Origin of the sequence: Candidatus Microbacterium colombiense (genome assembly GCA_029203165.1) — a bacterium.
In the GTDB taxonomy this organism is placed as follows: domain Bacteria; phylum Actinomycetota; class Actinomycetes; order Actinomycetales; family Microbacteriaceae; genus Microbacterium; species Microbacterium colombiense.
The window spans coordinates 2,492,758-2,506,268 of sequence record CP119308.1 but is presented as its reverse complement, the minus strand read 5'-3'; the positions used below and the strand labels follow the sequence as shown (position 1 = coordinate 2,506,268).

Here is a 13,511-nt window from a genome sequence, read left to right as displayed (position 1 = left end):
CCCGGGTGTCCCGAGCATCGTTCATTCTCCGTCGCGCAGGTAGAGGGCTGCTCACGATCTGGTTCGCCGTGACCGTGACGTTCCTGCTCCTGCGGCTGCTTCCCGGTGACCCGGCCCTGGCGCTGGCTAGCCCGAACATGACGGAGGACATCCGGGCGACCATCCTCGTGCAGTACGGGCTGGACCAACCCCTGGTGGTCCAATACGGCCTGTACATGTGGCAGCTGCTGCAGGGGAACCTGGGGATCTCGTTCACCCAGTCGATACCCGTTCTCGATGTCCTCCTGCAGCGGCTGCCCTGGACACTCCTGCTCACGATGACCGCACTGGTGCTGACGATCGCGATCGGCATCCCGCTCGGCGTCGCCGCGGCCTCCCACAAGGGGCGCTTCGTCGACCGGGCCGTGCAGATCGTCGGGGTGACGGGACAGTCGCTGTTCGTGCCGAGCGTGGCGATCCTGCTGCTCTTCGTCTTCGGCCTGAACCTGGGATGGTTCCCGATCGGCGGTGCGTACACGAACAACACCTACGGGATCGAGTGGTATCTGAGCGTGGCGCAGCATCTCGTGCTGCCGGCGGTGTCGCTCATGCTCATCCAGGTCGGCTCCTACGTGCTCACGATGCGATCGACTCTCATCGAGACCCTGGGCGAGGACTACATCCTGCTCGCCAAGGCGAACGGCCTGCGCGGTCGCCGGATCCTCTGGAAGCACGCCCTGCGCAATGCGCTGCTGCCGACGACGACCCTGATCGGTCTGCAGTTGGGCTTCCTCGTCGGGGGAGCGGTGCTCACCGAGACCGTATTCGCCTATCCCGGGATCGGACGCGGCATCTATGAAGCGGTCACCCAACTCGACTTCCCCGTACTGCAAGGGGCCTTCCTGATGCTCGCCACCACCGTGGTCGTGGCCAACACGATCACCGACATCATCTACGGCTACCTGGACCCGAGAGTGAAGACATCATGACCGCTCCGCTGCCCTCCTCCGTGCCTCTGGTGCCGAGCGAACCCACCGCGTCAGGAAGTGAACGTGCCAGCGCGCACACGTGGCGTGCGTTCCGCCGTGACCCGCTGGGCATGATCTCCCTCGGGCTTCTGATCCTCCTGGTCATCATCGCGCTCGCCGCGCCGCTGATCGCGCCGTACCCGGCGAGCTACGGGCCCGACGTGCTGCGACCGCCGAGCGGGGACCACTGGTTCGGCACCGACGCGCTCGGTCGTGACGTGTTCGCCGAGGTCATCTGGGGCACCCAGCAGAGCGTGCTCGTGGCCGTGGCCGCCTCGGTGATCGCGATCATCTTCGGCACGTTCATCGCGGTGGTCGGCGCCTACTTCCGCCGACTCGACAGCGTCATCAGCGTGATCGTCGACATGACGTTGTCGCTGCCGGTGCTGCCGCTGATGATCCTGATCGCGGCTCTCGTCGGTCCGAGCACATCGACGATCATCTTCGTGGTCGCGGCGTTCTCCTGGCCCGAGGTGACCAGGCTCGTGCGTTCGCAGGCTCTCACGGTCGTCGGTCTGCCCTATGTCGACGCGTCACGGCTCATGACGACCTCCCCGGTGTGGATCATCACGCGGCACGTGCTTCCCGCGGTCACCCCGGTGGTCGTGGTCTCGGTGGTGGTGACGGCGTCGAGGGCTGTGCTGTCGGCCGCCGGGCTTGCGTTCCTGGGGCTCGGCGATCCGACGACCTGGTCGTGGGGACGCATCCTCTACGAGGCGCAGCAGGCCGGTGCGATGGTGAGCGCCTGGTGGCTGACCCTGTTCCCGTCGATCGCGATCCTGATCCTCGTGCTGTCCGCGACCCTCCTGTCGATCGCCTACAACGACGCGCGCAATCCGCGCCATCTCGCCCGATAGGAGCAGCGATGACCGAGTTCGATCAGAGGCTGGCGCCCGAGTTCTTCGACCGCGTGCAGGCGCGGGTGCGCGAGCTGATGGCGCGGGAGGGCTTCGACGCCTTCCTGACCGATCACCCCGAGGACATCGCCTACCTCACCGGGTTCTTCCACCATCCCTCCGAACGCCCGGTCGCGGTCTGGCTGGAGGCCGGCGGCAGGGTGGTGATGCTGCTTCCCGAGCTCGAGCGCGAGTACGCCGAGTCGCAGTCCGCGCGGGCGGAGATCGTCGCGTTCTTCGAGTATCCGGGCGTCGTGGAGCCCTTCGCGGTACTGGCCGGCGCGGTCAGCGGAGGCCGTCGCGTCGGATTCGCGTCGACGATGTCGTATCGGCGTACAGGTCTCGTGAGGTCAGCCTTCGAGGCGACCGAGTTCGTCGGCTCCGACCTCCTGACCCGCGCGCGATACGTGAAGTTCGCCGAGGAGATCGTGCTGCACCGCGAAGCGGCGCGAGTGACCGACCGGATGCTCGACGCCGGCGTGCAGCTCGTGACCGAGGCGGTGGCCGCCGGGGGAGAACTTCCCACGGAGACCGAGCTGGAGCGTCATGTGACCTCAGCCGGAACGACCCTGATGTACGCCGAGCATCGCAACGTCGTCGTCGCCTCTCTTCTCGCCGGCGGTCTCGTCTACTCCGGCGCCAACTCGGCCTTCCCGCACGGTCTGCCGTCGGTGAACCGCCTGAAGGCCGGCGACACCTTCATGCTCTCGCTGGGCTGCGCCGTGGGCGGGCGCTTCATCGAAGGTGAGCGCACGTTCGTGCTCGGCGAGCCCACGGCGGATCAACGTCGCTACCATGACACGATCCACGCCGCGCAGCAGGTCGGTCGCGAGACGATCCGGGCGGGCATCGAGGGCCGCGAGGCGAATCGACTCTGCCTCGACGTGATCCGTGGGGCAGGGCTCGGCGCGTTCATCCGTCATCGCCAGGGGCATGGCATCGGGCTCGGGATGCACGAGGCCCCGTGGCTCGAAGACGGCGACGCCACGCAACTCGAGGCGGGCATGGTGGTCTCCAATGAGCCGGGCATCTATGTGCCCGGCCATGCGGGATATCGGATCAGTGACAGCATGCTCGTCACGGAGCAGGGCGCCGAGCCGCTGACGACCTTCCCGCGCGGTCTCGACGACTGCACCATCGCGCTGTGAGCGCCCCGACTTTCGAGAAAGAGGACGACATGTCATCCACATCCCCGGTGTCACCGGAGTTCGCCGCCGCCACGACCGAGCACCAGTGGGTCGAGATCAACGGCAACCACCTGGCGGTCGAGGTGCTCGGTCCCGAAGGGGCGCCGGTCATCATCACCCACCACGGCGCGCCCGGTCTGGGTTCACGAGCCGAACCCCGGGCGAGCTTCGGACGCCTGGCCGATGAGTACCGCGTTGTCGTGTTCGACGCACGCGGGAGCGGACAGAGCGAGGGGGAAGGCGTCTACAGCCACGAGCAGTGGGCCGCCGACATCGACGGGCTGCGCGAGTGGATCGGCGCCGAGAAGATCATCATGGCCGGCGGCTCGTACGGCGGGTTCATGTCGATGGAGTACGCACTGCGCTACCCCGATCGCGTCTCGGCGATCGTGCTGCGCGATACCTCGGCCGACAACTCCAACGCCCATCTCGCACGGGAGAACGCCCTCGCCTCCGATCGAGTGACGATCGACATGGAGAAGTTCGACCGCATCGACGTGGGCCAGGTGCGTGACGATGAAGACCTCAAGGACTGCTGGCGTGAGATCCTCCCGCTGTACGACTTCACCTACGATCCGGATGCCGTGGAGCGCAAGGTGGCGGCGACCCCGTACCGCTACCGCGCGCACAACTACGCCTTCTCGGTGAACCTTCCGAACTACGACCTCACGCCCCGCCTGCACGAGATCGGAGTGCCGACACTCATCACGGTGGGACGGACGGACTGGATCACGCCAGTATCGTGTAGCCAGGTGATCGCCGATCTCATTCCGGACTCCGAGATGGTGGTGTTCGAGAAGTCGGGACATTCACCGCAGATCGAGGAGGCAGAGGCGTGGACAAAGACAGTGCGGGCGTTCCTGCATCGGGTGAGCCCGCCGGCACCGTGAGTGCCGTGCACATCTCCCGTGACGTCACCGACCTCGACCGTCGTATCGTCGTCGCGCTGCAGCAGGACGGCCGTGCGAGCTGGACGTCGATCGCCGAGTTCGCCGGAGCATCCGTCTCGACCGTCACCCGACGTGGACAGCAGCTGCTCGCCGAGGGTGTCGTCCGGGTCGGTATCGTCCCCACGCTCGGCAGCGAAGGCCACGTCGAGACGTTCTTCGTGCGCATCAACTGCACCCCCGGCGCGCAGCTCGATGTCGCCCAGGCGCTGATCGGATCGCCCTTCGTACGATTCGTGACTCTCGTCACCGGGAAGTTCGACGTGTTCGCCGAGGTCGTGATCCCGGGCGACTCCGCCAACTACGCGCACGTGCTCACCGATCTGCAGAGCATCCCCGGGGTGGAGCGCTGGCGCAGCGATCTCGTCGTGCACACCTACAAGGTGAGTTTCGACTGGGGGCGCCAACTGTACGACTCCCATGCCGAGGCGACGACCGATCCCCAGTCGTACATGCCGGCGCCCAACACATGCGACCCCACGCACTTCGATGACGCCGACCACGCGATCGTCGAGGAGCTGAGCATCAACGGACGGGCGTCGTTCCTCTCGATCGCCGCAAAGCTCGACATGAACGAGAGCAGCGTCCGCCGTCGATACGAACGCATGCGCAGTGCGGGCTGTCTGACGACCGTGACGATGGTGCCGGCATCGGCGTTGGGCATGAGCGCCGAGACGCTGCTGATGCTGCGGGTGGAGCCCTCGCACCTCTCGTCGGTCGCACAGACACTCGCGCAGCACGTGTCCGTGCGGTTCCTTGCCACCGTGCTGGAGGAGAACTCGCTCTACTGCGAGATCATCCTGCCGTCGACCGAGACGTTGCACGACTTCCTCACCGGCACGATCGCCCACCTCAAGGGAGTGCGCGGGTGGAACGCGGCGATGGAACTCGTGTTCATGAAGCGAGGCTTCATCGAGACCCCGTGGTGGCGCGCCCAGGTGGCGTCCGCTGAGGCCGCCGTCAGCTGACTGCGCGTTCTGAAAGCCCTGTCACGGGGCTTCCTCGGGTGACACCCCCCGCGTCGGCACCGGGGTCGACGCTCAGGAGTCAGTCGTCGTCATCGTCGGCATAGGGGTCTTCCTCTGTGCTCGCGATGCGATCGGCCTCGACACTCGATACCTGGGACTCGTCGGCATCCGGATCGATCACCGTGTCGCCGTCGACCTCTCGCGTGGGGACGCCGTCGGTGTCGCCGTCGCCCTCGTCCGGGAACGGGATGATCGGAGGAATGGGGTTGGACATGATCGGATCCTTTCGTCGGATGCCGGTCACGCTACGACCCCGGTTGCGGGGCGACGAGGTGGTTGACGGTGCCGTCGGATCGCGCTAGCGGCGGTCAGACGGTCTCCGGACGCTTCTTCCGGAATGCGCGCGCAGGGGTGTCGGGACCGTCCCACACCGTGATGATGCCCCAGGCCACGGCGGCGAGCGGCACGGAGAGCACCGCGCCGACGATGCCACCGAGGATCGTGCCGGCGGTCAGAGCGAGCAGGATGACGAGTGCATGCAGCTTGAGCGATCGTGCCATCACCACGGGCTGCAGGAAGTTGCCCTCGAGCTGGTTGACGAGCACCACGATGCCGACGACGATGAGGGCGGCGACCGGACCGTGGGTCACGAGCGCCACCAGCGCGGCGAGGATGCCGGCCGCGGTCGCTCCGACCAGCGGGATGAACGCGGTGAGGAAGACGATGACGGCGAGAGGGATCGCCAGGGGGATCTGCAGGATCGCCAGGCCGATCCCGATCCCCAGAGCATCGGCAGCAGCGACGATCGACGTGCCGCGGATGTAGCCGCCGAACACATCGACGGTCTTGTCGCCGACGCGACGCGCGCGCGCGTAGCTCTCGCCGGTGAAGGGACGCAGCAGGAACTCCCAGATGCGTGGCCCGTCCTTGAGGAAGAAGAACAGCACGACGATCATCAGCGCGAGGCCGGTGAAGAAGCTCGCCGTCGCCGAGACTCCGGCGAGCGCGCCCTGTCCGAAGGAGGCGCTGGTGAGGAAGTCGCCGGCACTCGCCCACACATCGTCGAGGTCGATCGCGCCGAAGTCGAACGGCAACGTGTCGAGCCACGCGGTCACCTGCGTGATGCCGTCGGTGGCGGAGTCGACCAGATCGTCCCACTGTGAGCGGACCGTGAGCACGATGATCCACACGACACCGCCGAGGATCGCGAGGATGCCGATCAGCGCGATCCAGGTGGCGAGGATCGACGGCATGCCGCGTCGGCGCATCAAGGCGACGAGCGGATGGATGGCGCTCGCGAGGATCAACGCGATGGTCACCGGGATGAACACCAGCGACAACTGCGTGATGACGAACACCGCGACGGCGACGAGCGCGAGCACGATGAGGGTCTGAAGGCTGCGCGTCGCGACGAAACCGAACCCGCGAGACCACAACCCGCGGCTGGTTGGCGCCTCGGTTCCGGCGGCGATCGTCTCCGGGCGTCGGAAGAGTCCCATGGCGTGTTTTCCCCCATCATCGGCACGTTCGGGCCGTGACGTCCAACCTAGCAACCGCGCATCGACGAGCACCGAGGCCCACCGTCCGGTGCGAATCCCGTCGCAGGAAGGCGGCCGCCCCGATCATCATCAGGGCGACCGCCTTCGCGGCGAGCGGTGTCTGCTATCGCTGACGGAGGCGGCGGCGCACGACCAGGAGCCCGCCCAGGGCCATCAGCGCGAGCGCGATCCACACCACCGGCAGGAGGAGTTCGCCACCCGTCTGCGCGAGCGCATCGTCACCGGCGCCCTGAGCCGCGGTCACGGTGACGGCAACGCGCAGCTGCGTTCCGTCCGGGAGGATCACGACGAGCGAGTGCGCACCTGCCGACGTGGACGTCGGGATGCTGACGACGGTGGAGAACTCGCCCTCAGCCGACGCGGTGACGGTGCCCAGCGACACCGGGGCGGAGTGCAGCTCCAGACGCAGCTCGGAGCCGGAGACGAATCCCTTGCCGCTGACCTTGAGGTCGCCGCCTGCGACGACCGACTGCGCGCCGAGCATCACCGTCGGGTCATCGGCGATCGGCTCTGTATCCGAGACCGTGACCTCGGCGCTGGTCGCCTCGCCGGGCGCATATCCATCGAGTGAGCCGCTGACTCGCACGGCCAGGCGGCTTCCGGCAAGATCAGCCGGAATCGTGAAGGTCGCAGACGTCGCGCCCTCGATCGGCTGACCGTCGGCGAGCCACTGGAAGGAGAACGTGGTGCCCGCGGTCCATCCGCCGGCCACCGCGGTGACCGTCGCGCCGACCTCTGCCTCACCGGTGATCGACGGAGTGCCGACCACGAGCTCGCCCGGCTCCGCCGACGCCTGGCAGGCTTCGCCGCACACGACGAACTCGGCCTGCAGGCCCTTGTGATCGCTCGTCCACAGGGTCTGCGGGGTGAAGATCTCCTCGTCGGAAACGGGGAGTGCACGGGCACCGCGCACGATGTCGCCCACCGGGCCCACGATGCGTGTGCTCGTGAGGCTCAGGCGCTCGTCGGGTGTGAAGAAGATGTAGTCGATGCGGTCCCGCTCGTCGGCATCCGGTGCCCAGGCGAGCTGCGAGGGACTCACGTTCGGGGTGTCGGCCGGCCAGGTGAATCCGGGGTGGGTCACCGGGTCGGGGTAGGACGCGCGATAGGCATCGACCAGTCCGCCGTCGCGGAGGATGCTGGTGGTCTGCCACGCAGCCACGACGCCGTTGTGGTCATAGAGGTTCGCGGTGCTGTCGGTCCAGTCCAGCACGGACGGCTCGTTCATGTCGGCGCCCATCATCGTGAGGCGTCCCGCTGCGCGTTCCGTCGCCATGTCGGCGGTGAGGGCCGTCGCGGAGGCGGGCCGCCCCGAAGCCTGGTTGGCCGCGAGGATCTGCGCGGTGTCGGTCACCGGAGCGTTCAACTTGTTCCATCCCCGCCATTCGGCCGGGAACCCGGGGGCCAGCACGTCGCCCGCGTAGCCGCGCGGCAGGTAGGTGGCGTAGTAGCGGTACTCCAGGTGGCCGCCGTATGCGGCGATCTGGGTGTCTCCCACCTGCACGATGGCCTTCATCCAGCCGCCCTGCGTGCCGGCCACCGTGACGACTCCGGCATCGACGATGGGGTAGCGCGAGATGACCCCGGCGCTGCTGCCGGTGGAGTGATAGTCGAAGCCGAGGTCGCGGGCGATGGCTGCCGCCCCGCTCTGCGCCTCTTCGACGAAGATCAGATCGGCCCCGATCTCATCGAGCATCCGCGCATCCGTCGTCTTGCCCCAGAGGTTGAGCTGCACGACGGAGAGGTCGATCGGCTTCGTCGGGTCGACATCCGGTCCTTCATACGGATCGTCGATCACGGGGCCTCCCGCGATCGTGAACGCCGCCGGCTCGCTGACGCGCGTGTAGCCGTCGTTGTACAGGTACTCGACGCGGTAGTTCCCGGCCGGAAGCGGGTTGCCCGCCCGGTCATTGGTCGGCAACTGCACCGAGCCGCTCGCACCCGGGGCGTATGCCCAGGCCATGCCGCAGGCGTCGCAGGGCTCGGGCTTGGACTCCGGGTAGATCGCGACCCAGTTCTTGGTGCTCGGACGATCCGTGGCGAAGTCGACCGCAACGGTACCGCCGAGAGGAACATCGGCGTCGATGAGAGTGACCTGGGATGCCGCGGCTGCTGCCGCGGGGGCGGCGGGCATCAGCGGAGCGGCGAGCAGCGTTCCCGCGGCGGCGAGCGCCGCGATGAGCGGTGCTCGCCGACGCCGGCGCGACCCGAAGGTGGGGGACGAAGACATGTCTGCGATGTTCCTTCCAGCGAGGCGATCGGCACCCCTCTGGGGAGCCGGATGAGGGAGTGGATGTCCTCCCTCGACGCGACAGAATCGCGCGAATGTGACATGCCGGTGAACGCGATCCGTCCGGATGGGGGCTACGAGCCGAATCGGGGCGATAATCAGCGCCCACGACGCACAGTTGTTCAGTACGCCTCGAGATCAGCTCGTCTGCCGCGTCAGCGACATCCCGTCGAGCGATGCCTGTACCTGGAACGACATGACGTCGGGCAGGTAGCGGTCGTCGCCCGTCTCGATCGCCCGGCCGTCCGCGGCATAGCTGACACGGTTCACGCGCAGCAGCGGGCTCGATCGCCGGACGTCGAGCAGACGGGCATCTTCGCTCGGGGCGGCGATCGCGTCGATCGAGTGCTCGCCGTGCACCATGCGCGCGCCGCGTGCCTCGAGTGCTCCCACGACCGACGGCTCCTCGGGCGAGAGGCCTTCGACGAGCGGCGCGATCCACGACGGATAGGCGGTGCGTTCGAGCATCACGACGCGCCCGTTCAGCATCCGCAGCCGGACGACTTCGAGCACCTCACCGATGCCCTGACCGCCCCGGAACAGGCGCACCTCGGTCGCGCTCGCCGCGCGCCGCTGCTGCGAGATGACGCGTCCTCCCGGTTCCAGGCCGCGGCTCCATGCCCACTGCGCGAACGAGCGCATCTCCGAGAAGCGCTGGCTCTGCACGGTCGTGCGCACCAGCCAGCCGGATCCGCGTCGAGGGGCGATCGCTCCCTGCCGCGCCATGAGCAGAAGGGCGTTGCGGACGGTCCCACGAGACACCGCGTAGGTCACGGCGAGCTGCGCCTCGGCGGGGAGCATGCCGGTGGCGTCGAAGGCGCCGTCGGCGATCTGGATCGTGAGGTCGCGGGCGATCTCCCGGTATCGGTGCATGGCGGCTTTCTCTTCTCCACGGCTCCCAGGCGGGTGATGCCGCGATCGGTCCGCCGTCAGCGTATCCGCGACTCCGGGCGCGAACGCGCGGGATCTGCGGCATCCTGCACATCTGCACGCACCTGTCCGCGGGGTTTCCCCATCCGTCCCTCTCCTGTTCACGCGGCGGTCACCGGCGGTCCGTGCGCCGTCCTCCTCGTCCCGCGGTCATTGTGGGGTGGTCCCCTCGGATCGCCGCGACTGGAGGACGACCATGACTCACGACGCCATGCGCACCTGGGGCGTCCTCAGCGATATGGACGGGACTCTCCTCGATACCGAGAGCACCTGGCTGCAGGTTGTGGAGCGCTTCGTCCTGGATCACGGCGGTGCCGACGCGTCTGGCATCGCCGCGGCCTGCGAAGGGCTCGACCTCGACCGCGCGGCCGCCCGTCTGCTCGAACGGCTCGATCTCGCCGCGGCAGCGTCTGCTGTGGCGCAGGAGCTCGACCGTCGCGCCCTCGCCGCATATTCGGATGCCGTGACGTGGAGACCGGGCGCACCCGACCTGCTGCGCGCGCTGGGGGAGGCGAGGGTGCCGCTCGCACTCGTCACGTCGTCGCCGCGACACTGGGTCGACACGTTCGCGCGGAGTGTGGACCTGTCGGCATTCCGCGTCAGAGTGACGGCAGACGATACGGTGCGCACGAAACCGGCACCGGATCCGTACCTCGACGCGGCGGCGGCCCTTGGTCTCCCCACCGCTCGGTGCGTCGCGCTGGAGGACTCCCTGGTCGGCGCATGGTCCGCCGTATCGGCGGGATGTGTCACCGTCGTCGTGGGTAGGCTCGGTCCGGGCCTACCGCCCGGTGTTCATCAGGTCGGATCTCTCAGCGAGCTCGACGTTCCGGCATTGCGACACCTTGCCGGCGCTGCCGTCTGAAAAACAAGAAAACCCGCGATCTCTCGCGGGTTTCGTTGTGGACCTGAGGGGATTCGAACCCCTGACCCCCTGCATGCGTTGCGTGCAGTCTGGTTCTTTCTCCTCATTGTTGAATCTCACCGGACTCTAGCGGAATTCCTGGGGCGGCGACGAAGGCCGTTTCCAGTTTCTATGGTTGTTTCGCGTCGTAACTTGTGAGTAAATCGTGAGCGCTCGGCTGATCGCCAGGCTGCTGCGCGATTTCGTTAGGCGATCGCTGTTCGCCTCATCTGCGTAGTGGCATCGTCGCGTTCCACTAAGACAGGATCCAGGGTGCAATCGAATTGTCGGATCCGCGAGTGGACATCGACTTCCTGTCTGACGCGATGCGACGGAGCGGCCAATCCTGTCCACAACGCCAGCTACTTTTCGCACTCGGACAACGTCGAACGTCGTCCGAGTTCGATGTCTACGATGTTTGCCACCTAGTATCGCGCAGACTCACGGGACCTGGGGTCGATTCTCGGCGTGAGTGGTATCGATAGTGTCTGAACCTCGTCGCGTGGCCGCCATGGGTCAGCAGCACCAATCCCCATAGGTCGAGAGGCCGACCTCCCCTGACAGCTCAGATACTCAATCCCCACTGCCCACCAGCAGGAACACGATCGCGTGAGCAGCAAGCCGTTCGAAGCCGTTGGTGACCGGAGGCCCGCCGGTTGGCGTGCTTGCAGCGCGAGCGTCCGCGCAACGGATATCGGAATACTGGAATGCGGTCCGGGCCGGTTTGTGACGATATCGAGGGCGACCGACGGTTGTCCTCCATATGGCCTACAGACGACTGGGTAGCTGCATGCCAATCTCATCGGGCTGGGGCCGAGTTGAGTGCCCAGCTGATTGAGATGAGAGTGCGTTATGAAACCGAACCCCCTTGCACGGATTACCGTCACCTCAAGCGTCATTATGGCCTTATGTGTGGGCGCCGCGTCTCCTGCCGTGGCAGCTGACGCCTTCGACGATCCCAGTACCCTCGAGATGATTGAGTCGGCTACCCCGGGCGCCGGGAACGCGAAGGTTTTCGCATTGGAAGAGAGTGCAGGAGCCGAGGAGTATGTCGCCGTTATTCCGGAGCGGGCGACCGTTATTACGATCCCGGTGGACGCATCCTCCGGAATAGCCCTGGATCAAGGCGGCGAGGTCGTGACGATCGGCCTACCTAACCCATCAGATACAGAACCGGGGGTCGCTGACGAAGACGGACTCGTGCACTTCGACAACACGGACGGATCTGCCACGGTCCCCCTGGTTCGAGAAGACGGAGTCGTCCAGATCAACATCGTGATTGAAGGTTCATCCGCGCCGACGCGCTTCGAGTTTCCGATCACAGCCTCCGACGGCGGACAGCTATTCGACGCAGGCGACGGATTCTTCGCCGTCCTTGACACCGATGGTCAGCCGACAGCCATGGTCGACCCGGCCTGGGCGAAGGACGCAACCGGCCGCGACGTGCCCACACGGTACGAGCAGCAGGGAGAGACCCTAGTTCAGGTCGTGGAGCACGATCCCGGCTACACCTACCCGATCGTTGCCGATCCCGCTGTCCGAGGAAACCTCATCACGGGCGTGCGAACCATCTTTAGCAGCTCCGGCACAACGGTCGCCGTCACGCCACGCTCTGGCTGGGCTATCACGCCGTTCTCCAACTGGTGGGCTGAGTATAAGCTCTGGGTGGCTGCGGGGTACGAAGGCAATAAGTTCTACAACCAGCTGCGGTGCCACGTCGATCTTGCCCCATTTAAGTCGCCGTGGAATCTTGATTCCTGGCGTCCTGACGTAAGCTACAGCAACGTCTTGGCGGCTGGATGCAACCCTTAGGAGCGATCGTGAAACAGCGTACTCGAAGGGTGATGGTGGGTATCGGCTTCGTCGGTGGCATCGTGGTTGTCCTTGCCATCGTCATGGCAATCGCTGAGGGGTACATCTCCGATGCGACGCACTCCACCGGGAACCTGGCCCCCGCTGCTCTCACAGGCCTTCTCGGCGCATGCCTCATGCTCCTCGGATTCGGCAGCACTCTCTTCCGTAGAGAGTGATCCGAACCCAAGTTCAGCAGCTAGCGGCATGACCGAGGTCATCTTCATCCGTCGGGCATCCCTTTGTCAGGTTGTTCGAGCGGTGGGTGACTGGCTGCTGTCCAAGTCTTGTGCTCGCAAGAGGGAGTTGGGGGGCGGGTGTCGTTGACAGCAAGCCGTGGCCCGTCGAGCTGTCCTCGCGGGGGCGCTGTGTCTGCGGCGGCGAGCGTTTGCAGATGTCGCACGAATCCGAGCGCTGCACCTGGTTGCGCGCTACGACTCGCAAGCGCGCCTGAGCAGTGGACTCGAGGTCAGCGGGGTGCGTGCAGCCACAGCTCGACGGCGGCATGGTCGGGCTAGCCTGGCGGGCAACCTCGTCGCGCATTCGCGAGGGTCGCAGCGTGGGTGTGGAACTCGCTGACCGCAATACGCCCTCCGCGGATGGCAAGATGCCTATGGCAGTGCGCTTCGAGCGTCAGCGGGGATGGCGGCTGCGATCGCCGCGCACTTGAAAGGGGGCGGTGCTCCCAACACGCACAGCATCGCCCTCGATCCCACGGGTGCGATCATCTAGCAGGGGAGCGTGCGTCGTTCTTATGTCGACGGCTGGTGCAACCCGAGCCTGCAGTGCCAGCAAAAGTTGGTGGCAGTGGATCGAGAGGACCCTGAGGCGTCCAGTCGACCTCGGCTCGTTGTACCGTTGGGGCGCGATCGGGACGCGGACCTGTCGCGAGGAGAGTATCCTCGCGTTTGATTCACTTTCTGCCCGTTAAGTTGAATGGCCTGTGTCGTCATTGAAGTGAAAGCCCTGTAG

12 protein-coding genes are annotated in these 13,511 nt (G+C 66.4%); 8 read left to right on the top strand and 4 right to left on the bottom strand.

All coding sequences use genetic code 11. From position 1 onward, the window contains the following. Positions 1 to 5: 5 nt before the first annotated feature. From P0Y60_12150 to P0Y60_12130, 5 genes are read left to right on the top strand one after another with little or no spacing between them, the layout of a single operon-like run. Entirely contained in the window at positions 6 to 968 is a 963-nt protein-coding gene (locus tag P0Y60_12150) for an ABC transporter permease (protein WEK60087.1), read from the top strand. Beyond that, the gene (locus P0Y60_12145; protein ID WEK60086.1) at positions 965 to 1,864 is read left to right on the top strand and encodes an ABC transporter permease; all 900 of its coding nucleotides are present in this window, start codon (positions 965 to 967) and stop codon (positions 1,862 to 1,864) included. The genes P0Y60_12150 and P0Y60_12145 overlap by 4 nt, the downstream gene beginning before the upstream one ends. Before the next feature lie 8 nt (positions 1,865 to 1,872). Then, positions 1,873 to 3,051 (top strand): Xaa-Pro peptidase family protein, encoded by a 1,179-nt coding sequence (locus P0Y60_12140; protein WEK60085.1) that lies wholly within the window; start codon positions 1,873 to 1,875, stop codon positions 3,049 to 3,051. Between the two features lie 29 nt (positions 3,052 to 3,080). Next, a complete protein-coding gene (locus tag P0Y60_12135; GenBank protein ID WEK60084.1) occupies positions 3,081 to 3,980 on the top strand; it encodes an alpha/beta hydrolase in 900 nt (299 codons plus the stop codon). After that, positions 3,926 to 5,005: an Lrp/AsnC family transcriptional regulator gene (locus P0Y60_12130; protein ID WEK60083.1), complete on the top strand. Its 1,080-nt coding sequence runs from the start codon at positions 3,926 to 3,928 to the stop codon at positions 5,003 to 5,005. Before P0Y60_12135 ends, P0Y60_12130 begins: the two co-directional genes overlap by 55 nt. A gap of 79 nt (positions 5,006 to 5,084) precedes the next feature. Here P0Y60_12130 and P0Y60_12125 read toward each other — a convergent pair whose 3' ends face one another. The 4 genes from P0Y60_12125 to P0Y60_12110 all read right to left on the bottom strand — a co-directional run bounded on the left by P0Y60_12125 (position 5,085) and on the right by P0Y60_12110 (position 9,727). Next, positions 5,085 to 5,279, bottom strand: coding sequence for a hypothetical protein (locus tag P0Y60_12125; protein WEK60082.1), 195 nt, complete (start codon positions 5,277 to 5,279; stop codon positions 5,085 to 5,087). Positions 5,280 to 5,373: 94 nt separating this feature from the next. After that, positions 5,374 to 6,504, bottom strand: coding sequence for an AI-2E family transporter (locus P0Y60_12120; protein WEK60081.1), 1,131 nt, complete (start codon positions 6,502 to 6,504; stop codon positions 5,374 to 5,376). Positions 6,505 to 6,667: 163 nt separating this feature from the next. Next, positions 6,668 to 8,794, bottom strand: a complete 2,127-nt coding sequence (locus P0Y60_12115) for an endonuclease/exonuclease/phosphatase family protein (GenBank protein ID WEK60080.1) — start codon at positions 8,792 to 8,794, stop codon at positions 6,668 to 6,670. Between the two features lie 198 nt (positions 8,795 to 8,992). After that, entirely contained in the window at positions 8,993 to 9,727 is a 735-nt protein-coding gene (locus P0Y60_12110; protein WEK60079.1) for a GntR family transcriptional regulator, read from the bottom strand. Between the two features lie 253 nt (positions 9,728 to 9,980). On the opposite strand from P0Y60_12110, the gene P0Y60_12105 reads away from it, so the two are divergent. The 3 genes from P0Y60_12105 to P0Y60_12095 all read left to right on the top strand — a co-directional run bounded on the left by P0Y60_12105 (position 9,981) and on the right by P0Y60_12095 (position 12,718). Beyond that, the gene (locus P0Y60_12105) at positions 9,981 to 10,649 is read left to right on the top strand and encodes an HAD family phosphatase (GenBank protein ID WEK60078.1); all 669 of its coding nucleotides are present in this window, start codon (positions 9,981 to 9,983) and stop codon (positions 10,647 to 10,649) included. A gap of 972 nt (positions 10,650 to 11,621) precedes the next feature. Next, positions 11,622 to 12,500: a DUF2599 domain-containing protein gene (locus P0Y60_12100; GenBank protein WEK60077.1), complete on the top strand. Its 879-nt coding sequence runs from the start codon at positions 11,622 to 11,624 to the stop codon at positions 12,498 to 12,500. An 8-nt stretch (positions 12,501 to 12,508) separates the two neighbouring features. Next, entirely contained in the window at positions 12,509 to 12,718 is a 210-nt protein-coding gene (locus tag P0Y60_12095) for a hypothetical protein (GenBank protein WEK60076.1), read from the top strand. Positions 12,719 to 13,511 lie beyond the last annotated feature (793 nt).